Source organism: Nocardiopsis sp. EMB25, from assembly GCF_026797795.1.
GTDB classification, from domain to species: Bacteria; Actinomycetota; Actinomycetes; order Streptosporangiales; family Streptosporangiaceae; genus Nocardiopsis; species Nocardiopsis lucentensis.
In genome coordinates this window covers 4,178,177-4,199,951 of sequence record NZ_JAMTDN010000001.1, presented here as the reverse complement: position 1 = coordinate 4,199,951, position 21,775 = coordinate 4,178,177, and the positions used below count along the sequence as shown (strand labels likewise).

Below are 21,775 nucleotides of genomic sequence, written 5' to 3'. Positions count from 1 at the left end.
CGGACCTCGGACCCCCTCGTCCTAGACCCCCTTGCCCCGCAGGTGGAGCGCGCGCAGCACCCACCCGGCGGGGACCCCGCACACGACGAGCAGGGCGACCAGGGCGCGGCCCTCGGTGAGCCGGTGCCTCAGGGTGGTCCGGATCCAGCGCAGCGCCTCACCGCGCCGTCCGGCCGCCGCCTCCGCGAAGGCGATCTGACCCGCCACCCGCGCGTAGCCACGCGGCACGAGGACGAACTCGGGATAGCGCTCCAGCAGCCAGCGCAGCGCCGTGGAGATGGTCCGCCACCGCCCGGCGAAGTGCGACTTGCGGTGCCACAGGACGCGTACGCCCGGCTCGGGCAGGTTGCGGATGGGCCGCCGGCGCGCCAGCCGCAGCAGGAGTTCGTAGTCCTCGGCGTAACTGCCCGGGATCTCCTCGCTCACCGTCCCGCAGCCGTCGAGCATCGCCCGGCGGCGGATGAGGAAGGTCGACGGGTGCAGCTCGGTCAGCCGTGAGCCGAGCAGGTCGCCGAAGGTGACGGTGGCCCGGTCCAGGACCCGTTCGGCCTCGACCCGGTCGTAGACCACACGGATGCCGCAGCACACCAACTCGGTGTCCGGCTCGGCCAGCATGACCAGCACCTGGGCGCGGAGCTTGTCGGGCAGCCACGTGTCGTCATCGTCGCAGAAGGCCACCAGGTCGGTGTCGGCGGCCAGCACGCCGGTGTTGCGGGCTCCGGCCAGCCCGGGGGTCAGGGTGTTGGTGACCACGCGCACCGGGCGGTCACCGTCGTCGTCGGCCAGGGAGGCGTCGGGCTGGTCGTTGTCGTACACCACGATCGTGGTGATCCGTCCGGCGTACTCCTGCCCGTGGATCGCGCGCAGGGTGCGGCGCAGAAGTTCGGGCCGGTCCCGGGTGGGGACCACGACGGTCACGTCGGGCCAGTCGTCGCCGACGGGCGCCGTCCGGGGCTCGGGCAGGGGCGTGCCGGGGGTCTCGGTCAGCAGATCGATGAGCTCGCCGGCGCGCAGGGCGGCGCGCTCGGGGCCGTCGTCCTCGCCGGGGCGGACGTGGAAGTCCCCGGGGGAGGCCAGCGCCCGGTCGATCAGGGCGGCGAGCTGCTGGGGGGTCGAGCACGAGCGGACGCGCCCCGCCTCCTCCAGCCGGTTGACGAACAGGAGCTGGTGGTCGTCGACGTGCTCGTCGAGTTCGGGGTCGCGGGCCACGACGATCGGCAGGTGGCCGGTTCCGCGGGCCTGGACGATGGTTCCCGGGCCGCCGTGCGTGACCACGACCCGGGCCGCGCGCATGTGGGCGCCGAGCCGCTCGCCCGCGAGGAAGGCGGTGCCCGCCGCGCGCTCGGGCGGGGAGCTGTGCCCGTACTGGACGAGGACGCGCAGGTCACGGTTGCGGCGGGCGTAGTCGTCGGCCCACCGGACCAGCCGGTCGAACGCGTGGTGGTCCGTGCCGAGGCTGACCACCACGTCCGGATGGTCGCGGTCGTCGAGGCGCGGTGTCGTGCGGGTGGTCTGTTCGGTCACAAGAGCGGTCCTACCGTGATGGCGCTGGGCATGAACGACCGCTGCTCCTCCCACTGGGCGAGGAACAGGCGGGTGAAGGGGCGGCAGAGGCGGGCGGTGAGGGTGGGGGTGTCGAGACGGTCGTAGACCTCGATGTAGACCGTCGGGATCCGCAGGAACCACGCCAGGACGAAGAACGGCAGTGCCACCCCGGCCCCGGTCGTCACGACCGCGCTGGGGCGCCCCTCACGCAGCACCCGCACCGCCAGCCACGTGTTGCGCAGGAGGTTGCCCACGTGGCGGGTGGTGGGGTGGAAGGCCCAGCGCACGTCCTCCTCACCGAGGGAGGACACCGCGTCGGGGGTGCGGAAGGTCACCCAGAGGCGTCGCCTGTCCTGCCACCAGGGCCGCAGGGACAGGAGTTGGGCGAGGTGGCCGCCGCTGGAGGCGACCAGGAGAACCGGTCGAGCAGACATGGAGTCATCATGTCATAACTCAACGTAGTGATTCGGGTGGTGTGGCAAGCCGGAGATCTCAACTTCGCAGCCGGAGGCCGAGGTGCCCCCGCAGGCGCCACACGGTGGCCAGGTGTCCGACGGCCCCGACGGCGATGGAGACCGCGAGTGCCACCGGAACCTGCCCCAGGAGGCCCACCGTCAGCAGGGGGAGGGCCGCGAACCAGATGACGGCGCTGCCCGCGGCGAGCATCACCGCGTCCCCGAAGGGGTGCAGGACCACGCGCTTCCGCAGCTGTAACAGCGGCAGCACCTTGCGTACCACCACGGAGACCACCAGGGCCACCGCGGCGCCCGTCGCGCCCAGAGCCGGAGCCAACGCCACGCACACCAGTACGTTCGCCGCCAGTGCCAGGACGTTGTTGACCAGGTTGAGCGTGCTGCGTCCGGTCATCGCCAGGATGAGGTCACCCATCCCCAGCGCCGACCCGACCAGCTGCCCCGAGCACACGACCACCAGGACGGTCACCCCCGCCGCGTACCCGGGACCGAACAGGCTCATGACCTGCGGCGCGAACACCAGCGCGGAGAGGTACAGGGGCCAGGTCAGGCACACCAGCCACGCCGTCCCCGCCTGGTACAGCGACCGGACCCCCGTGTGGTCGCCGGTCGCCAGCTGCTCCGCGAACTGCGGCTGCGCGGCGGACAGCACCGCCTGGTTGCCGAACTGGCCGAGGACCATGACCCGCGTCGCGGCCGTGAACACCGCCGCGCCCGACAGCCCGCTCAGTAACGCGACAAGCACCACCCCGCCGCGTTGCACACCCATCTGGGCCACCCCCGCCACGGCACGGGGCAGGGCGAAGGACCAGAACACGCGTGGCGAGACGCTTCCGTCGCTCCGGAGACCGTCTGGGGTGTCCGGAGCGGCGTCCGTTCCCGTACCGGCCTCCGTGACCGCCGGCGCGCCGCCCCTCCGCGGCGCCGGAGCGGCCCGGGTGAGGAGGCGTCCCAGCCAGAACCACGCCAGCACACCCGCCGGAAGGTAGGGGCCCGCCCACGCCAGCGCCAGCAGTCCGGCCGACCCGGACAGCGCGACCGCGGCCACCAGGGCCAGCTGGGCCAGTGGCCGCCCGACCTTGTCCACCAGGACCGTCGCGGTCATGTCGTGGTGCGCCCGTGTCGTGGCCAGGGCGGAGTCGACCATGACCGCGAACGGCACGAAGGCGGCCAGCAGCCGCAGGTAGGTCTCGGCGTCCTCGGTCGCCAGAGCACGCGCCACCGGCTCGGCGAACAGCACCATCAGCACGCCCAGCAGCCCGGCGGCGGCCACCGGCGGACCCATGGCGACCCGCAGCAGTCGTCGCACGGACTCCGCCCGTCCGAGCACGCGCAGGCGGGTGATGAAGTAGACCAGCCCGTCCGGGGCCCCGGCACCCGCCACCGTCGCCGCGATGAGGAACACCGACGTCGCGGAGAACAGCAGTCCGGCCGTCTCCGGGGAGAACGCCCGGGTGATGGTCACGATCACCGCCAGGTTGAGCCCCGCGCCGACCGCCGCGCCCGCCATGTTGAGCACACCGCCGCGCAGGACGCGGCTCAGTCCGGCGCCCGCGCGGTCCTCGGTGGCGGTCACGTGCGCCACGAGGGGGTACGGCCCCACCACTCGGCCAGTCGCGCGTCGCTCTCGGCGAACCGCGCGGTCAGCTCGGCGCGCAGCGGCTCGGGCATCGACGAGCGGCGGCGGGCGTTGTGCCGTCCGGGTGGTGTGCCCGGCCCCGAGGGGATGCCGAGGAACCGCTCGATCCCGGCCAGCGTCCGCGCGGTGCCGTCGAACAGGTCCGCGTAGTCCACGACGTGGATCCTCTCCCGCCCGAGGTGCCGCTCCAACCGCGACAGCTGCTCGACGTACCGGCCGCGTGCCAGGTACGCGTGGTGCTGGTGGGCGAACGAGTAGGACAGGGGGTCCGCGACCAGCCGTTCCTCCTCGCCGGACAGCCTCCCCTCCTCCAGGTCGATCGCGCGCGCGAACGGCTCGGACTCGAACCCGCGCGCGCTCTCGTGGGCGTGTGCCGAGTAGGCGCGCTCCACGGGGTCGCGCAGGATCACCACGACCAGTACCTCGGGGAGCGTCCGCGCGATCCGTTCCGCCGCCAGCGGGTGGAACAGGTAGTACGGGCTGGACTCCATCACGCGCACGCGCGGTCGCCCCCGGCGCTCTCGCAGAGAGGCGCGCAACGGGAAGCACGACCGGTACCACCTCTCCCCCCGGGAGTACCCGACGTCGAAGAAGTGGACCCCCTTGCGCAGCGTCGGCCCCGTGACCGCGGGGTGCCGGGCCAGGGACTTGAACAGCGACGTCGTCCCCGACCGCTGGGCGCCGCAGATGAGTACGTCGGGCAGGGCACGCGCGGCGCTGGTCACACCGCCCAGGCCGTCCGCCAGGGGCAGGAGCGCCCGCCGTACGGGGTCGGACAGGTGGCGGAGAGCGGCGGGCGGCGTGTCCACGTGAATCACGGAGTCCTTCGCTGGTCGTGGTGGATGACCCGTCCTCGGCCGGGCCGGTTGTGGGCGCTGCGGGGCGGATCGGTGTCAACCGGTGTGGGCGGCCTCGTGCGTCGCCCTCTCCTGGAGGCCTTCCAGCGCTGGGAGCAGCCAGTCGTCCACGGCCGCCAGGTGGCCTCCGCTCTCGTCCTGACGGTCGTGCAGGTAGCGGGTGGCCAGGTCGATGAGGTAGAGGGCCATGACCGTCGACACCGCGTGCGGGCGCAGCCCCGTCTCGGTGACCAGCGGGTCGCGCAGCAAGCGTGATCCGCTGTCCAGCCACCGGTGCACACCGGGGTGGACCCCCGCCTGGACGCACTCGTTGAGGTCGTAGTGCAGCGCGTCGAACCCGGCGGGCGCGTCGAGGGTCAGCCGCTCCCAGTCCCATACGAAGGCCCGGCGCGCCGTGCTGGCGATGTTCCAGCGGGTCAGGTCCCCGTGCCAGGCCCCGAAGGGGAGGGCCACGTCCGGCAGGCGGCGCAGCGCCGCGCGCAGCGGAGCCGCCTCGGGGCGTGTGCCGAGCGCCGCGATCCGCTCCTCCAGGGCGATCCGGTACGGGCTGTCGGACAGGCGCCGCTCGCGGACGCCGGTCAGCCCGACGATCTGGGTCACGCATCGAAGCAGCTGGCGGCGGGTGGGCCGGTCGGTCTGGTCGCCGACCGGCAGGGCCTCCTGGACCAGCAGCGGGTGGCTGTTCCACTCGCCCTCGTAGAGCAGACGCGGGACCGTCACGTCTCGGAACCGGGCGTCGGCGAGGTGGCGCAGGGCCCGGGTCTCGGCGCGCACCAGGCGCGACGTCAGGTCGTTCACGGCGACCTTGGCGTAGCCGATCGTCCGTCCGCCGGGGGTGAGCAGCAGCAGGACGGGTTTGCGGTTCGCCCTGGGCGGTCCCAGGTGGATGGCGATCGCCAGCTTCCGGTCGAGCGCGGAGGTGAGCGCGTGCTCGATGCCGGGCCCCGCGCCCACGTACAGGCGGTCGCGGAGCAGCAGCGGCGCCATGCCCGTGGCGAACGCTCCGGTGAGCAGGGCGGCGCGGACCCGTTCGGAGAACGAGTGTCCTTGGAAGAAGGACGCGATGCCCCGTGTGGCGGCCGATCGGTCGTGCGCGGGCAGGATCACGCGCGGGTTGTGCGCGTTGGGGACCGGCAGGTACTGGTTGCCCCGTTCCTGCCGTACGAGCCGCCGTACGCCGCCGTCCCCGGGGCCGAGCAGTCCGCCGCACGGCCACAGGACCGCGGCCAGGTCGGTCAGGTAGGTCGTCTCGCCGTTCACCGAAGACCCCCTCTGGTGCGCGCGGTGACCGGGCCGGGCGTCGGCCGCGCGTCGCCGCGCCAGAGCAGGGCGACGGCGACGAGGGTGACGGCCAGCGGGGACATCAGCGCGACGTAGAAGAACATGTACCAGAACAGCAGCAGCACGGTCAGCAGGGCGCCCTGCCCCACCGGAGAGGCCGTGGCCCGGTGGCGCCACGCCGTCCAGGCGAGGAAGCCGAGGAGGAACGCGGTGCCCACCCACCCGTTGGCGATGAGGGTGATCCACAGCTGACCGGCGTTGCCGATGACGTGCTGGCCGCAGCCGGGGCACTCGGCGGTGGGGCCGATGGCGATCGACTCCGAACTGCCCGCCATCTCCCGCGTCGTGCCCCAGCCCACGACCGGTGACAGGTCGGCGGCGGCCACGGACGCGGCGTTGCTCGCGGCCCGGCCGTCGTCGCTGTGCGGGTTGTCGGCGCGGGCGCGGACCACGTCGGCCAGCGGTGACACGGCCAGCACGAGCAGCACGACGACGGACGCGACGGCGCAGGCGCCCACCAGCACCACACGGCCGCGGCGCAGCGCCTGGACGGCGCCGTAGGCCAGCGACAGCACCAGTCCCACCCACAGCGCGCGATTGAGGGAGTGGACGATCGGGGCCACCGCCGCCGCGGCGGCGGCCAGGGCGGCCCACCGCACCATGCCGGTCCCCTGGAGGACCCAGCCCACCACGAGCCACACCAAGAGCAGGGAGACCATGTATCCCCAGATGTTGGTGTACTCCCAGGGTGCCTTGGGGCGGGCCGACTCGTAGCCGAAGATGTCCATGACCTGGGCGGACGCCGGATGCACCAGGGTCTGGACGTAGGGGTCGGAAGCCAGGGGGCCGGGCAGCAGGTACTCCAGGGGCGCGGTGAACTCGAATCGGGGCGCGAGCATGCCCAGGTAACCGCCCGCGATCGTGGCCAGGCACAGCACGGCCAGGGCCCACACGACCGTCCGCGTCGGCAGTTCGCGCTCGGACAGGTTGCCGACGTAGAGCATGAGGACGGTCAGCACGAGGTAGTTGATCACGCGGTGCACGGCCCCGGCGTGCCCTCCGCTGCCCGGGACGGTGCCGGGTACCTCCAGCGAAACCATGGCCAGCCCGAACACGGTCCACAACAGGAACAGCGCCCAGAGCCAGAAGCCCGACGGCAGCCGGAGCCCGACCGTCCGGTGGCGGCGGAGCAGCTCCGCCGCCATCGGGACGGCGAACAGCCAGTACGCGAACTGACCCAGGCCCAGAGCCCACCACAGCGGGTACCCGGCCAGCAGCCAGACCACCGGACGACCGGTGCCGGGGGGAGGGCCGACCGGGACCCCTGTCCCGGGGAGGGGGCGCTGGGCGGCGGGTGTCGCCATCAGTTCCGTGCCCCGACGGTGTCGGCGGCGGTGTCCTCCGAACCGGTGCCGGCCCGGTCCGCCGAGTCCTCGGCCGTGGCGGCCCCGTGCGCTGCGGCGGCCGCCCCCTCCGTCGCGGCCGCGCTCTGGGTCTCCTTCGCGCGGCGGGAGGCGGCGTCGTCGGGACGTGCCTGTCGGGGCAGCGCCGCCACCCCGGGCACGGGTAGGCCGAAGCGGGCGGCGGTGGTGGTCAGCGACACGAGGTCGGCGCGTCGGGTGCGGCCGAGCTCGACCACCGGGAGCAGCAGGTCGGCCGAGGCGGCCAGCGCGTGGGTGTCGGCCCGCTCGGTCGCGGGCGGGACGGCGATCACCACGTACTCGGCCCTCTCACGCAGGAGTTCGAGCAGCTCCGGCATGGCGGTTCCCTGGGTGGGGGCGGTGGTCCCCGGGCGGCCGTACCGGAGCACGCGCAGGCGGGGCGCGGTGTCGGGGCGCACCTCCAGTTCGGTGGGGTCCTCACCGTCCAGGAGCGCCTCGGCCAGACCGGGACCCGGGGGCAGGTCCAGCGGGTCGGAGGCGGTGTCGGTCGCGGGGTCGGCGCGGACGAACAGGGTGTCCGAGCCGGTTCGCGCGAGGGAGGCGGCCAGGTTGACGGCGGCGGTCGGCCCGGCCCGCCCGGGCGAGGTGGCCGCGACGAGCAGGACACCCGGGGAGGGGACGCGGGCGCGCACCGCGTGGGCGCACTCGTTGACGCGTTGGCCCGCTCGGGCGTCGTCGCCGAACAGACCGGGCGCGTCCCGGCCCGGCGCCGTCAGGTCCAGGAGCACGGGCACGCCGCCGATCCGCGCGGTGTCCTCGGTGTCGCGCAGGACCGGGTCGAGGCGGTCGCGTGCGAACGCGAGGAGGAGCCCGGCGAGCAGCCCCGCGGCGGCGCCGCCGGCGATCCACACGGGGACCATGGGAGAGGTCGCGCTCCCGGGGAGGGCCGCGGGGGTGATGATCCGGCCGGGCTCGACGGTCTCCTGGAGCGCCGTGAGCGGGCCGATACCGCGTCCGAGGTCGGCGATCTCGGCACGCAGGGTGTCGGCCCGGGCGGAGGAGCCGTCGGCCAGTTCGGCCAGGTCCTCGTAGCGGGCCTCCTGCTCGCCGCGCAGGGCGGTCAGGTGCGCGGTGATCAGGTCGCCGACCTCGGTCTCACGCTGTTCGAGGTAGGCCTGCGCGTAGGCGTTCGCGCCCTTCCTCGCCGCCTCGGGACTCCCCGCCGCGTACGTGATCTCCAGCACGTTGCTGTTGGGTGGAACGGACAGTGACACGCGGTCCCGCAGCATACCGGTGTCCGGCGGGGCGGCGTCGGGTTCGGCGAGGGCCGCGGCCGCGGCGGCCGAGACCCGGTCGGACAGCACGACCTGCGCCTCGGTGTCGAGGTTGACGTCCCCGGCCAGGCGGCCGGACCGCTCACCGGTGAACTCGGCCATGCCGGTGGGGCGGACCTGGACGGCCGCCGTGGACTCGTAGGTGGAGGGGAGTGCGACCGCCCCGGCCGTGGCGAGGACCAGTCCCCCGAGCACCCCGACCCCGACCAGCCGCCAGCGGCGGCGCAGCAGGGCCGTGTACTCCTTCAGTTCCGGTCCGGGCGGGCCAGGGGCGTCGGTGTCCATCGGGTCCTCTCCACACGCGCACGTGCGACACTTTTAGTAAACGATTGCATACTAAGTGTAGTCCCCTTGGGGATGCGCGCTGCTTGTGGAAACTGCCGTTTCCGGCAGGCGGATATCCGGAAGGACCGGCCGCGCCGCCCCGACGGTGACCGCGGTCAGGGGCGGCGCGGCTCCGGGCGACCCGTCCGGGTGGGTCAGCCGGTGAACACCGTCGACGGGACCAGGCCGGTGTCGGACTCCCAGGCCTCGTCACACGCCGCCTGTGTGGACACCGTGTGCGCGCGGGCCGAGCAGTCGCGGTAGGCCCGCACCTCCTCGTCGTACATCAGGAACACCGAGGCCACCGCGAGTGACATGACGATGCCGAGCGTTCCCACCGCCACGCTCAACAGGGCCCCGGGCGCCTGGGTGCGGTTCTCCCGCGCCGACCGGCGCGCGCGGAACCCCTGGACGACACCGAACACGGACAGCACGACGCCGTAGGGCTGGAGCAGCAGGCCAGCCATCCCGAGGAAGAGGCCCCACAGGCCCCCTCGCTCGACCTTGGGCGTCTGCCCGTCGGTTCGGGGCTCCGGGCTGTTGTCGGTCACGGTTTCACTCCTTCGACGCGCCCATCGGGCGCCGTGGTCCGCGTGCGTACGCGGACCGTCCTCGGTGTCGGTGGCTCCGGGGCGGGTCCGCGAAGTCGGATGCGGTCCGGTCCCGGGCGCGCTTGGCCCGGTCCCCGTGGGTCCGACGCTACCCGGACCGATAGGGTGGGGACACGGACGGGCCGCCTCGGTTCGGCCGTCACCCGTCATGACCCCATGGGCACCGCTCCGCGGGGAACGCGCGGGTCACCCCCCAGCGACGCCCCTGGCGCGGTCCGGAACGGGCCCCAAGCCCTGTGGGCGCGCGAACCCCGGATGCTGCGCCGTCCCCCGGCGCCCCCGGACACGGGAGCCCGCTCCCGCACCGCCTTCTACACACTGGGAGAAGCACATTGTCCGCGCGAGTGGTCGTCCTCATATCGGGCACGGGCAGCAACATGGCCGCCCTGGTCGACGCGGCCAAGGACCCCGGGTACGGCGCCGAGATCGTCGCCGTCGGCTCGGACCGGCGGGGAACCGGGGGTATCGAACTGGCCGGGAAGGCCGGTGTGCCCACGTTCGTCGTTCCCTTCCGAGACTACTCCGACCGTGCCGAGTGGGACGCGGCCATGGCCGACCGGATCAGCCGGTACGAACCCGACCTGGTGGTCTCCGCCGGGTTCATGCGCATCCTGGGCCCCGCAGTCCTCGGCCGTCACACCGCGGTCAACATCCATCCCGCGCTGCTCCCCTCCTTCCCCGGCGCGCACGCCGTGCGTGACGCGCTCGCCCACGGTGTCCGGATCACCGGCACCACCATCCACTTCCTCGACGAGGGCGTCGACTCCGGGCCGATCATCGACCAGGTGGCGGTACCCGTCGAGGACGGCGACGACGAGTCCAGCCTCCACGAGCGCATCAAGGGCGTGGAGCGGCGGATGCTGGTCGACACGGTCGGCAGGCTCGCCCGCGAGGGCTGGACGGTCGACGGCAGGCACGTGCGGTTCGGCCGCACCGAGCACAGCGTCACGGACGCGACCGACACGAAGGAGCAGCGGTGACCCAGCAGGCCATCAGGCGTGCGTTGATCAGCGTGTACGACAAGACCGGTCTGGAGGAGCTGGGGGCCGGCTTGGCCGAGGCCGGAGTGGAGATCGTCTCCACCGGATCGACCGCCGCGCGACTGCGCGACGCCGACATCCCCGTCATCCCCGTCGAGGACGTCACCGGCTTCCCCGAAATCATGGAGGGCCGCGTCAAGACGCTGCACCCCCACGTGCACGCCGGTCTCCTCGCCGACCAGACCAACCCCGACCACGTCGCCACCATCGAGGGCCTGGGCATCGCCCCCTTCGACCTGGTCGTGGTCAACCTCTACCCGTTCCAGGAGACCGTCGCCTCGGGGGCCTCCGCGGCGGACTGCGTCGAGAAGATCGACATCGGCGGTCCCGCGATGGTGCGCGCCTCGGCCAAGAACCACGCCAGCGTCGCCGTCGTCGTCGACCCGGCCGGCTACGACGCCACCCTCCGGGCCGTGCGCGACGGAGGGTTCACCCTGGAGCAGCGCAAGCGCCTGGCCGGGCTCGCCTTCCGTCACACCGCCACCTACGACGCGGCGGTCGCCTCCTGGTTCGCGGGCGCCTACGCCCCCGACGAGGAGGGCGCCGAGTCGGGCTGGCCGTCCTACCTGGGCATCGGCTACTCCCGAGAGAACGTGCTGCGGTACGGCGAGAACCCGCACCAGAAGGCGGCCCTGTACACGGTCGAGGGCGTGCCCCCGGTCGGGCTGGCCGGCGCCGAGCAGCTGCACGGCAAGGCCATGTCCTACAACAACTACGTCGACGCCGACGCCGCCCTGCGCGCCGCCCACGACTTCGACGCGCCGTGCGTGGCGATCATCAAACACGCCAACCCGTGCGGCATCGCGGTCGGCGCGGACAACGCCGAGGCGCACCGCCTCGCGCACGCCTGCGACCCGCTGTCGGCGTTCGGCGGTGTGATCGCCACCAACCGCCCGGTCGAGGCGGAGCTGGCCGGGCAGATCGCCGAGATCTTCACCGAGGTCGTCGTCGCCCCGGGCTTCGCACCCGAGGCCGTCGAGATCCTCACCAAGAAGAAGAACATCCGCCTCCTGGTCGTGGAGAACCCCGGCTTCGCCACAGGTGTGGAGAACCGTCAGATCAGCGGCGGTCTGCTGGTGCAGTCCCGTGACGCGATCGACGCCGAGGGCGACGACCCCGCGAACTGGACGCTCGCCGCCGGCGAGCCCGCGGACGAGACCACCCTCGCCGACCTCGCCTTCGCCTGGCGGGCCGTGCGCGCGGTCAAGTCCAACGCCATCCTGCTCGCCTCCGGGGGCGCGACCGTGGGTGTGGGCATGGGGCAGGTCAACCGCGTCGACTCCGCCCGCCTCGCGGTCACCCGCGCGGGCGACCGCGTGAGCGGCTCCGTCGCCGCCAGCGACGCGTTCTTCCCCTTCCCCGACGGCCTGGAGATCCTCACCGGGGCGGGCGTGCGCGCCGTCGTCCAGCCGGGCGGCTCCGTCCGTGACGAGGCGGTCATCGCCGCGGCCAAGGAGGCCGGGGTCACCATGTACCTCACCCACACCCGCCACTTCTTCCACTAGGAGCCGACATGAGCGCGACGATTCTCGACGGCAAGGCCGTCGCGAAGGCCATCCGCGGGGACCTGGCCGAGCGTGTGGCCAAGTTGAAGGCCAAGGGGATCACCCCCGGCCTGGGCACGGTCCTGGTCGGAGACGACCCGGGCAGCCACTCCTACGTCCGGGGCAAGCACCGCGACTGCGCCCAGGTGGGGATCGCGAGCATCCGCCGCGACCTGCCCGCCGACGCCACCCAGGAGGACGTGGAGCGGGCGGTCCGGGAGCTGAACGAGGACCCGGACTGCACCGGCTACATCGTCCAGCTGCCCCTGCCGAAGGGGCTGGACGAGAACCGGGTGCTGGGTCTCATCGACCCGGCCAAGGACGCCGACGGCCTCCAGCCCTCCAACCTGGGCAAGCTCGTCCTGATGCAGGAGGCCCCGCTGCCGTGCACCCCGCGCGGCATCGTGGAGCTGCTCACCCGCTACGACGTGCCGCTGCGCGGCGCCGAGGTGGTCGTGGTGGGTCGCGGCGTCACCGTGGGCCGTCCGCTCGGTCTGCTGCTGACCCGCCGCTCGGAGAACGCCACCGTCACCCTGTGCCACACGGGTACGCGCGACCTGGCCGAGCACACCCGCCGGGCCGACGTGATCGTCGCCGGTGCCGGTGTCCCCGGGCTGATCGGCAAGGACATGGTCCGGCCCGGCGCGGCCGTGCTGGACGTCGGTGTCTCACGCACCGAGTCGGGCCTGGTCGGCGACGTCCAGCCGGACGTGGCCGAGGTCGCCGGGTACCTGTCGCCCAACCCCGGCGGCGTGGGGCCGATGACCCGGGCGATGCTGCTGGTGAACGTCGTGGAGGCGGCCGAACGCCAGGCGGTCTGAGGGCCGTTCGGGGGCGGTGCGCGGCTGCGCCACCGCCCCGGCGGTGCGGCCGTTCGCGGTGGCGGCCTCGGCGGTCGCCGTCGCCGTGTTCGCCGTGGCGGGCGTGCGCGCCCCGCCGTGGCGGGGGCGGGCCCGAGGTCAGCTGGCCCGGCGGGAGGAGCCGCTGGTGGGCATCGGGCGGACCAGCCCCAGCGCCACGACCTCGTTGGCCAGGCGGGTCCGGCGGTTCTGCCCCTCGGGAATGCGGAACTTCTGGTACAGCCGCAGCAGGTGCTGCTTCACCGCGGCCTCGGTCACGACCAGGGCCTCGGCGATGTCGCGGGCCGTGGCGGGGGCGACGAAGGCCTCCTCTGACAGCGCGGGCTGGCACAGGGCGGTGAGCACGTCCAGTTCCCGGCGGGTCAGTTCGGGGGCCGAGCCGCGCCGGAGTTCGATGTCGGGACTGATCTGCTCACGCGGCAGCCCGCCCACACGGCAGCGTGCCGTGCCGAAACTCACGACGTCGTCCTCCTCCAGCACCCGCCGCGCGATGGGGCGGCCGTTGACGCGGGTGCCGTTGCGGGACAAGCCCAGGTCGACGACGTAGACGTAGGGTCCGCGGCGGACGAGCTCGGCGTGGAGCAGTGAGACGCTCGGGTCGCCGAGCCGGACGTCGGCGCCCTCGCCGCGTCCGACGGTGGTGACCTCACCGGTGAGCTGACGGATGTCCCCGGTCTCTTCGACCCGGAGGTAGGGCCCGTCCACGGTGACTCCTCCCGGGCTGGTGGTGTGGCGCGGCCGACGGGGGTGCGGGTGACGGTGGGGGAGCGGTGGTCGTCGAGTGGTGGCTGCTCGGTCTGCGCGTTGCGTGGGCTTCATGGGGGTCGGTCCTCGCTCGCCGTTGCACTCGTCTCAGGTTGGATTACCCGGGTGGTACGCGTTCTACGCGCTTACTCCGGAGTTAGGCGGATACGGCGCGGAAACACACCCGTATGACCATCCAGAAGTGGGTAACGGTCGGAGAGGCCACCGATGGGCGACGGGACCGATTCCGTGAGCGCTGGGGCTCCGGCGACACGAATCACCGGCCGGGCGGTGATTCGCCCATCCACAGATGAAGTGATCTGCCTCATGCCAATCGGGGATTCTCCTTGGTCCGTCGGCGTTTCCCGCTAGATTGCCGACCGTGACGACACCACCACAGGCGGGCGAGGAGGCCGGGCACGCCCGGTACACCTTCCGGCTGCGTGTGTCGTCCACCGCCCACCACGCCCTTGTGCGGGAGTGGGGGCGGTGTCGGTGGGTGTGGAACCAGTGCGTGGCCGCATCCCGCGCCGCGGACAAGGCCGGGGAGAAGTGTGGTCCGGCACGGTTGGACCGGATGCTCACCGGCTGGCGCGCCGCCAGGAGGTGGCTGCGTCGGGGTGGGTCGGTGCCCCAGCAGCAGACCGTGCGCGACTTCGCCGACTCGCGCGCCAAAGCCTTGAAGGACGTCAGGAACCGCCTGCCCGTGCGGCAGCGGGCCGGGATGCCCAAGTTCGGGAAGAGGCACCAGGCCGCTTTGACGCTGAACTACACCCGGCGGGGGTTCCGCCTCGAGGACGGGCGTCTGTGTCTGGCCGGGGGATCGTCCTGACCGTGGTGTGGTCGCGCCCACTGCCCGACCAGCCGTCGAGCGTGCGCGTGTACCGCGACAGCCTCGGACACTGGTACGCGTCCTTCGTGGTCCCCGCCCAGACAGAGCCACTGCCCGCCACGGGGCGAGTGATCGGTGTCGACTGGGGTGTGGCGGAGGCCGCGACCACCACCTAGGACGACCACGACCTGCCGCATGCCGAACACGGCAAGAAGGCGGAGGCCAGGCTTACCCGCTATCAGCGGATGATGGCCCAACGCAAACCCGCCCAGGGGCGCAAGGCGTCGAAGGGCTACCTGCGGGCCAAACGCCTGGCCGCCAAGGCTCACGCGAAGGTGGCCAGGCAACGCCAGGACACCGCGTGCAAGTGGGCCAAGCGGGGGGTGCGCGACCACGACGCGATCGCGGCGGAGGACTTCAAGCCGAAGTTCCTGGCCAGGAGCACGATGGCGCGCAAGGCGGCCGACGCGGCGATCGGCGCGACCAAGCACGCCCTGGTGGAGATGGGTCGCAAGCACGGCCGGGACGTGCGCCTGGTGCACCCGGCGCACACGACGATGGACTGCGGCTGGTGTGGTGCGAGAGCCAAGCACCGCCTGCCGCTGTCGGAGCGAACCTACACCTGCACCGCCTGCGGCGTGTCCCGACCGAGGGACAAGAACTCCGCGCACGTGGTGCTGGTCCGGGCGGGTCTGGGCCCGGCTGGTGTGGAGGGCGCAAGACCCGGGCGTCCGCGGGACGCTCGGGCGGCCTGAGCCAGGAATCCCCGCACATTTCATGGCGGGAGGGGACTCGATCACGGTTCCCCTTCCTGCGGAGAGGGGAGCAGTCAATACAATGGGCCGCGTCTCGTCCGCTCGGGCGGCGGTATGCCCCGCAGCGGACCCCCGTAGCCACCTGGTCGGTGCGGCCCAGCGGCGCCATGCCCTTTCGGACACGTCGCCGTGTGCCGTGTGGCCGATCTGTGCCAGCTGCGGGACGAGTACGTGGACGAGCCGCGCGGCGGCCGGTCACATTCGGATCGAACGGGTCGGACGCGCGGTGGACAAGGCGGGGCAGGCGGAGTTGGCGGACAGGGAAGAGGGCACCCCGGAGGAGACTCCCGGAGCGCGGGAGCGCGCCACCGAAGGCCCGTCTGAGGGCGGGCGCGGTGACGCCGGCCCGGTCCCGGACCCCGAGGGGGCGGCCCCGGATCGTCCGAAGGTGCCGTTCTGGCTGGCCCAGGTGCCCTACGCCCTCGTGCTGGCGACCCTGTCCGCCGGGATCATCGTGGTGGCCGCCGCGCACTTCAAGCGGGGTCCCGCGATCATCGCCGGGGCGCTGCTGCTGGCCGCCGCCTTCCGTCTGGTGCTGCCCAAGGACTGGATCGGACTGCTGGCCGTCCGTCGGCGCTGGATCGATCTCGTCACGTGTGTCACCCTCGCCGGTCTGCTCATCGTGTTGGCATGGGTGGCGCCGCAACTCTCGGCCTAGCGGTGGAATAAGCTTGATGTCGAGATACCGCGACACCGACAAGCCACCGCCTCCCCGGTATGCACGGACACCGGGCGGGATCAGGGGATTTGCCGAGCGGGCGGGGCGGTCACGGCCACGAACCGTGACCGTGCGCGGCCGTGTGAGGCGGTAGCCACAGACTGAAGGGACAGCCACACAGCCATGGCCAAGATCAAGGTCGAGAACCCCGTAGTCGAGCTCGACGGTGACGAGATGACCCGGATCATCTGGTCCTTCATCAAGGACCGTCTGATCCTTCCGTACCTCGACATCGACCTGAAGTACTACGACCTGGGCATCGAGGAGCGTGACCGTACCGACGACCAGGTCACGGTCGACTCCGCCAACGCCATCAAGCAGTACGGCGTCGGCGTCAAGTGCGCCACCATCACCCCGGACGAGGCCCGGGTCGAGGAGTTCGGACTGAAGAAGATGTGGCGGTCGCCCAACGGCACCATCCGCAACATCCTCGGCGGTGTCGTCTTCCGCGAGCCGATCATCTGCGAGAACGTCCCCCGGCTCGTCCCGGGTTGGACCAAGCCGGTCATCATCGGCCGCCACGCCCACGGTGACCAGTACAAGGCCACCGACTTCAAGGTCCCCGGCCCCGGTTCGGTCACCATGACCTACACCCCGGCCGACGGCGGCGAGCCGGTCGAGTTCGAGGTCGCCAACTTCCCCGAGGGCGGCGGCGTCGCCATGGGGATGTACAACTTCCGCAAGTCCATCGAGGACTTCGCGCGCGCCAGCCTGAACTACGGCCTGGACCGCAACTACCCGGTCTACATGTCCACCAAGAACACGATCCTCAAGGCCTACGACGGCATGTTCAAGGACGTGTTCCAGGAGATCTACGAGACCGAGTTCAAGGAGAAGTTCGACGCCGCGGGCCTCACCTACGAGCACCGCCTGATCGACGACATGGTCGCCGCCGCGCTCAAGTGGGAGGGCGGCTACGTCTGGGCGTGCAAGAACTACGACGGCGACGTGCAGTCCGACACCGTCGCGCAGGGCTTCGGCTCCCTGGGCCTGATGACCTCGGTCCTGCGCACCGCCGACGGCCGCACGGTCGAGGCCGAGGCCGCGCACGGTACGGTCACCCGCCACTACCGCCAGCACCAGCAGGGCAAGCCCACCTCGACCAACCCGATCGCCTCCATCTTCGCGTGGACCCGCGGTCTGGAGCACCGGGCCAAGCTGGACAACACCCCGAAGCTGACGGAGTTCGCCAACACCCTCGAGGACGTCGTCATCAAGACCGTCGAGGGCGGCCAGATGACCAAGGACCTCGCGCTGCTGGTCGGCGGTGAGCAGGAGTGGCTCACCACCGAGCAGTTCCTCGCCGCGCTGGACGAGAACCTGTCCAAGCGTCTGGCCTAGGCGGTGCCCGCCCGGGCCCCCGCGTCGCCGCCGGGACGGCACACCCCCTGGGGTGATCGTTCCGAGGAGCCGGGCACGGGTTCGGGTGAGATCTCGGTCACGCCCGGGTGTCCCCCACAAGGGGACGCCCGGGCGTCGTCGTGCCGGGGGCGCGTACGTGCCCCGATCGTCCCGATCGCGCTGTCGGCGGGCGGTTCGGCCGCCCCGGCGATCGAACTTTCCCGGAGTGTTTTCCGTGTTCGGCGCACATACGGGGGGCTCGGGTGCGAGGATGGAGGGGTCGCGCCGCGAGGGTGATCGCCGGGTGCGACATAGGCCACGCGAGTAGGATTTACACCTTTCGCGAACTTTGACCTATTGTGGAGTCACGCCGGTGAGAACCGGCAGGCCAGAGAGGGTGACAGCCCCTCTGAGCCACCACGAACCGACGTGCCGGCCGTGCGCCCGCTGGGGGGTAGGCGCGCACAGTACGGAACGTCACGAAGAAGGGCCCGTCGCCTCGTGCGACGGGCCCTTCGCCTTTTCTTCGCGCGCTCGTCGCCTCGCGTCGGGGCTCGGGGCGCCGAGCACGGGACTCAGTCCTCCATGGCGCTCTCCGGGATCGGCTCGCCCGCGCGCATGGCCGCGAACATCTCATCCGAGCGGGCCTCGTCCCAGATCACCACGGACCCGACGTTCGGCAGCGTCGGCGTCTCACCCACGGGCACCGCCGTGGTCCGCGTACCGCCGCGCATCGCCAGCATCATCGTGGCCAGGTGCCGCATGTGGACGTCCTCGTCGACCAGGAAGGTGTCCGTGCCCGCCGAGATCAGCGGCACCGCGCGGAACGGGTTGAACATCGTCGACGGCGCCGACGCCTTCTCGACCAGTACGGAGAAGAACTCCCGCTGCCGCTGGATCCGGTCCAGGTCGGCGCGCGGGGTGGCGCGGGTCCGCACATAGCCCAACGCGGTGCCGCCGTCCATCACCTGGCACCCCGCGTCGATGTCCAGACCCGCCTTCGGGTCCTCCATCGGCTCCTCCGGGCACAGCTCCACGCCGCCGAGCGCGTCCACCAGGCCCACGAAGCCACCCATCCCGATCTCGACGTAGTGGTCGATGCGCACGCCCGAGGCGTTCTCGAAGGTCTCGACCAGGGGGCCGGGGCCGCCGCAGACCTCCTCGCCCGCGTCGTCGGCGCCGCACACCGCGTCCGCGAAGGCCGTGTTGATCTTGTTGTCGGCGTAGCCCGGAATGGCCATCGGCACGTAGGAGTCGCGGGGGACGCTGACGATGGTCGGATCCCCGTCCTCGGGGATGTACAGCACCATGATCGAGTCGGTCCGCCGCCCCTCGGCGTAGCCGGTGGCCAGCTCGTCCATCTCGTCCTCGCTGAGCCCGTCCCGGCTGTCGGAGCCGACGATCATGTACGTCGTCCCCGGCTGCTCCTGCGGCCTTCCCTCGTAGTCGGACAGGGCGTCGACGCGGTTCAGCCGTCCGTCCGCCCAGAGGTAGATGGCGGCCGGGGGCACGATCAGGACGATGAGTAGAACCGCCAGGACGGTCAGCGCGATGTTCCTGACCCGGTTGTGGCGCCGCTCCCGGGTGCGGCGGGCCTTGCCGGTGCCGTCGTACTCGCGTGCGGCGCTGTGCGTCCGGCTCCGCTTCTGCGAGGTCCGCGGCTTGGGCACGGGGCGCCGCGGCGGCGCCTCGTCCGCGGTCGGGACCCGCCTCGCCCCGCCCAGGGTTCGCTGCTCCGACTCGCGTTCGCGGTACAGCCGCTCGAACTCGTCCGGCTTACCGGGGTCGCCCGCGCGCCGGAACACACCCGGACTGTCGTGTTCACCGGTCGGGCCGGAGTCGCCCCGGTTCCGTGGGTCTGCCATCGAATCGCCTTATCCGCTCCGCACTTCACGTCGACCGCGTCGGTCCGTCGTGTGTGTGATCGCGGAAACTGTAGCGGGGTTCACTCCGAAGACGGAGAGCCGCCCTCGGCCCCGGAGGGAGCCGCCGGGGCACGGCTCGGGTCAGCGCAGCCGGTGGGCGCCCGCCGACGGAAGCGCGGGACGGACGCGGGGAGGGATCCGTCCGCGGTCGGCGAACGCCCGGGTGAGGGCCCGTTCGATCCGCTCCGCCCGTTCCTCGCCCACCAGCGCCACGGCGGTCCCCGCCCAACCGGTCATCCGCACACCGCGCGCACCGGAGAGGGCGGCGGTCTCCGCGGCGAGCTCGACGCCCCCCGAAGGCAGGCCGAACCCGCGCAGGGACAGATGGGAGGCCTCCAGGACGGGACCGACCTCCCCGGCCCGGCCCGCGCGCAGCAGTCCGACCGCCGCGTTGAGCCGGTGCGGCTCCGTGGCCTCGAACTCGACCCGCTGGCGCAGCCGCCGGTCGGGCAGCTTCCGCAGGGCGGCGCGCAGGTCGCCCACGGACCGGAGGGGACCCAGGACCTCCTGGGCGGACCGGATCGCGGCGGCGTGCGCGGGCCTCGGGTCGCGACGCGGCAGGGCGCCGGTGTCGATGACGAGCAGCCGCAGCCCCTCCTCCGCCAGGTCGAACGGCAGCACTCTGGTGCGCAGCGTCCTCAGGTTCACCCTGACCGCGTGTCCCGGCCGCGCCGCGAGCGCCACGCGCTGGTCCGCGTCAGCGCCCTCCGGGGGAGGGCCGCCCGCGAGGTCGGCGAGGGCGAGCGCGACCGCTGCCCCCGCGGCCGCCGCGCGCCCCAGGGACGCCCGCTCGGGCAGATCGGAGTCCAGGAGGACTCGGACCCCCTGGTCGGCTCGGAGGAGGCCGCTCCCACGAGCCTCGTCGACCGCCTCGGCCACCGCCCGCGCGGCGCGCTCGCGGGCTCTCAGCGGGCCTCTGGGCGTGGCCACGCGTACGTCGCCGCCCGGGGCGATCCCCACGGCGGCGGTCACGCCCCAGGGCAGGGCGGCGTACAGGGCGGCGCCGCCGCTGGCAGCCGTGTGCTCACCCAGGAGCGCCACCCGTCCCGGCGCGTGCCAGACACCCCCGGCCACCATGCCGTAGGCGGTGGCGAAGTCCCCCGCCAACGCGTCGGCGTCCGGAGCGGTCGTCGGCCATTCCCCCCGGGGCCCCGCCGGACGCAGGCCCAACGTGGCACGCCACCGTGCCCCCGTACCCCCCACCTGTCAACCTCTCTCACTCGGTGAACACCCGTTCCACAAGTCTGCCGCCGGGGCCGAGCGTGGCGGGTTCCCCCTCCCCGTGGGGCTGGTTACGGTTGCGGTCCACCACCGGCGCGGAAGGGGAGCCATGCCCGCAGTGCTGAACCGGGCCCGGGACACGGCCCGCCACTACCGGAACCTCGCCATGGACTCCTACTGGGGTCTTCGGCGCAGGAGGCCGGGCGTCGACCATCTGGTCCGCGCCTACGAGCGTTACGCCGACCGCAACGGCGGCCTCCTGGCCGGAGCGGTGACGTATTTCACCTTCCTGTCCTTCTTTCCGCTGATCGCGTTGGCCTTCGCCGCGCTCGGCTTCGTCGTCGCGGCGGGCGGTCCGGAGCTGACCACCTACTTCGAGCAGGCCCTGGACGAGGTCCTGCCCGGCCTGTCCGAAGAGCTGCCCATGGAGCAGGTCGCCCGCGCGCGCGTGGGCGCGGGGCTCATCGGTGTGCTCGGCCTGCTCTACGCCGGGTTGAACGCGGTCTCGGAGCTGCGCCAGGCACTGCACTCGATCTGGCTCAAGAGCGTCAAGGACGGCCCCAACTACCTCGTGCGCAAGGGCGCCGACCTGCTCGTCATGGTCGGCCTGGGGGCGGCCCTGCTGTTCACGGTCGCCTTCACCAGCGTCGCGCAGGCCGCCACGACCTGGCTGCTGTCGTGGGTGGGCCTGGACGGCTCCGTGCTGGCCAACCTCACCCTGCGCGCGCTCGCCGTGGCCATCGCGGTGGCCGCCAACTCGCTCATCTTCGTGCTGGCCTTCTCCCTGCTGTCCGGCAGCGGGCGGCCCACCCGGGCGATGTGGCGGGGCGCGCTGATCGGCGCGGTCGGTTTCGAGGTCCTCAAGGCCGCCGCCGCGATCCTGCTCGCCGGAACCCTGAGCAACCCCGTGTACGCGTCCTTCGCGGTCCTGGTGGGGCTGCTGGTGTGGATCAACCTGGTGATGCGCCTGGTGATGTTCAGCGCGGCCTGGACGGCGACGTGGCTGCCGATGCCGCCCCCCTACACCGGGACCCTGCCCCTTCCGGAGCAGAACGGGCTCCACTGGACCAGGACGGTTCCCGCCGCGCGGGCGTCCAGGGGGGCGGGGCGGGAGCGGCGCGCCGCTCAGCGCGCGCTGGCCGCCGCGTTGTCGCTGGTCGGTGCCGTGGGTGCGGCCGGGGTCGCGGCGTGGGCGCTGCGCGACCGTGATTCCGGAGAGGAATGATCCTCCTTCACGCGCGAGGAAATTACCTCACTGTGCGTTCCCGTCCCGTATGCGCGAGGTGTCG

Annotated in this window: 20 protein-coding genes; 9 read left to right on the top strand and 11 right to left on the bottom strand. The window is 72.6% G+C overall.

The window, feature by feature from the left end; all coding sequences use genetic code 11:
* Positions 1–21: 21 nt before the first annotated feature.
* From KIK06_RS18215 to KIK06_RS18180, 8 genes are all read right to left on the bottom strand, one after another.
* Positions 22–1,524, bottom strand: a complete 1,503-nt coding sequence (locus KIK06_RS18215) for a glycosyltransferase (RefSeq protein ID WP_268644321.1) — start codon at positions 1,522–1,524, stop codon at positions 22–24.
* Positions 1,521–1,979, bottom strand: a complete 459-nt coding sequence (locus KIK06_RS18210; RefSeq protein ID WP_268644320.1) for a UDP-N-acetylglucosamine--LPS N-acetylglucosamine transferase — start codon at positions 1,977–1,979, stop codon at positions 1,521–1,523. The genes KIK06_RS18215 and KIK06_RS18210 overlap by 4 nt, the downstream gene beginning before the upstream one ends.
* Positions 1,980–2,037: 58 nt before the next feature.
* Positions 2,038–3,621, bottom strand: a complete 1,584-nt coding sequence (locus KIK06_RS18205; RefSeq protein ID WP_268646058.1) for a lipopolysaccharide biosynthesis protein — start codon at positions 3,619–3,621, stop codon at positions 2,038–2,040.
* A complete protein-coding gene (locus KIK06_RS18200; RefSeq protein ID WP_268646056.1) occupies positions 3,591–4,466 on the bottom strand; it encodes a sulfotransferase family protein in 876 nt (291 codons plus the stop codon). Before KIK06_RS18200 ends, KIK06_RS18205 begins: the two co-directional genes overlap by 31 nt.
* An 84-nt stretch (positions 4,467–4,550) precedes the next feature.
* Entirely contained in the window at positions 4,551–5,774 is a 1,224-nt protein-coding gene (locus KIK06_RS18195) for a phosphotransferase (protein WP_017597072.1), read from the bottom strand.
* The gene (locus KIK06_RS18190; protein ID WP_268644319.1) at positions 5,771–7,159 is read right to left on the bottom strand and encodes a ligase; all 1,389 of its coding nucleotides are present in this window, start codon (positions 7,157–7,159) and stop codon (positions 5,771–5,773) included. The genes KIK06_RS18195 and KIK06_RS18190 overlap by 4 nt, the downstream gene beginning before the upstream one ends.
* Positions 7,159–8,796: a chain length determinant family protein gene (locus tag KIK06_RS18185; RefSeq protein WP_268644318.1), complete on the bottom strand. Its 1,638-nt coding sequence runs from the start codon at positions 8,794–8,796 to the stop codon at positions 7,159–7,161. Before KIK06_RS18185 ends, KIK06_RS18190 begins: the two co-directional genes overlap by 1 nt.
* A gap of 194 nt (positions 8,797–8,990) precedes the next feature.
* Positions 8,991–9,386 carry a hypothetical protein gene (locus KIK06_RS18180; RefSeq protein ID WP_017597069.1) on the bottom strand — a complete coding sequence of 132 codons (396 nt, stop codon included), beginning with the start codon at positions 9,384–9,386 and terminating at the stop codon, positions 8,991–8,993.
* Between the two features lie 404 nt (positions 9,387–9,790).
* Here KIK06_RS18180 and purN point away from each other — a divergent pair, with 404 nt between their 5' ends.
* The 3 genes from purN to KIK06_RS18165 are packed head-to-tail and all read left to right on the top strand — an operon-like array spanning position 9,791 to position 12,851.
* Positions 9,791–10,426, top strand: coding sequence for a phosphoribosylglycinamide formyltransferase (gene purN, locus KIK06_RS18175; RefSeq protein WP_026127318.1), 636 nt, complete (start codon positions 9,791–9,793; stop codon positions 10,424–10,426).
* Complete coding sequence (purH, locus tag KIK06_RS18170) at positions 10,423–11,991, top strand: bifunctional phosphoribosylaminoimidazolecarboxamide formyltransferase/IMP cyclohydrolase (protein WP_268644317.1); 1,569 nt, start codon at positions 10,423–10,425, stop codon at positions 11,989–11,991. The genes purN and purH overlap by 4 nt, the downstream gene beginning before the upstream one ends.
* Positions 11,992–11,999: 8 nt before the next feature.
* Positions 12,000–12,851, top strand: coding sequence for a bifunctional methylenetetrahydrofolate dehydrogenase/methenyltetrahydrofolate cyclohydrolase (locus KIK06_RS18165; RefSeq protein WP_268644316.1), 852 nt, complete (start codon positions 12,000–12,002; stop codon positions 12,849–12,851).
* Between the two features lie 138 nt (positions 12,852–12,989).
* Here KIK06_RS18165 and KIK06_RS18160 read toward each other — a convergent pair whose 3' ends face one another.
* Positions 12,990–13,595 carry an FHA domain-containing protein gene (locus KIK06_RS18160; RefSeq protein ID WP_017597065.1) on the bottom strand — a complete coding sequence of 202 codons (606 nt, stop codon included), beginning with the start codon at positions 13,593–13,595 and terminating at the stop codon, positions 12,990–12,992.
* A gap of 421 nt (positions 13,596–14,016) precedes the next feature.
* Here KIK06_RS18160 and KIK06_RS18155 point away from each other — a divergent pair, with 421 nt between their 5' ends.
* From KIK06_RS18155 to KIK06_RS18135, 5 genes are all read left to right on the top strand, one after another.
* A complete protein-coding gene (locus KIK06_RS18155) occupies positions 14,017–14,466 on the top strand; it encodes a helix-turn-helix domain-containing protein (RefSeq protein WP_268644315.1) in 450 nt (149 codons plus the stop codon).
* Positions 14,442–14,642: a hypothetical protein gene (locus KIK06_RS18150; protein WP_268644314.1), complete on the top strand. Its 201-nt coding sequence runs from the start codon at positions 14,442–14,444 to the stop codon at positions 14,640–14,642. The genes KIK06_RS18155 and KIK06_RS18150 overlap by 25 nt, the downstream gene beginning before the upstream one ends.
* 69 nt (positions 14,643–14,711) lie before the next feature.
* Entirely contained in the window at positions 14,712–15,221 is a 510-nt protein-coding gene (locus KIK06_RS18145) for a transposase (protein ID WP_327084651.1), read from the top strand.
* Between the two features lie 286 nt (positions 15,222–15,507).
* Positions 15,508–15,939, top strand: coding sequence for a DUF3017 domain-containing protein (locus KIK06_RS18140; protein ID WP_017597064.1), 432 nt, complete (start codon positions 15,508–15,510; stop codon positions 15,937–15,939).
* 183 nt (positions 15,940–16,122) lie between these two features.
* Positions 16,123–17,340 (top strand): NADP-dependent isocitrate dehydrogenase, encoded by a 1,218-nt coding sequence (locus KIK06_RS18135; RefSeq protein ID WP_017597063.1) that lies wholly within the window; start codon positions 16,123–16,125, stop codon positions 17,338–17,340.
* A 575-nt stretch (positions 17,341–17,915) separates the two neighbouring features.
* Here the strand turns inward: KIK06_RS18135 and KIK06_RS18130 are convergent.
* Positions 17,916–19,205 (bottom strand): LCP family protein, encoded by a 1,290-nt coding sequence (locus KIK06_RS18130; protein WP_017597062.1) that lies wholly within the window; start codon positions 19,203–19,205, stop codon positions 17,916–17,918.
* A gap of 141 nt (positions 19,206–19,346) precedes the next feature.
* Complete coding sequence (locus KIK06_RS18125) at positions 19,347–20,468, bottom strand: galactokinase family protein (RefSeq protein ID WP_268644312.1); 1,122 nt, start codon at positions 20,466–20,468, stop codon at positions 19,347–19,349.
* Positions 20,469–20,595: 127 nt separating this feature from the next.
* Here KIK06_RS18125 and KIK06_RS18120 point away from each other — a divergent pair, with 127 nt between their 5' ends.
* A complete protein-coding gene (locus KIK06_RS18120) occupies positions 20,596–21,711 on the top strand; it encodes a YihY/virulence factor BrkB family protein (protein ID WP_268644311.1) in 1,116 nt (371 codons plus the stop codon).
* Positions 21,712–21,775: the final 64 nt, after the last annotated feature.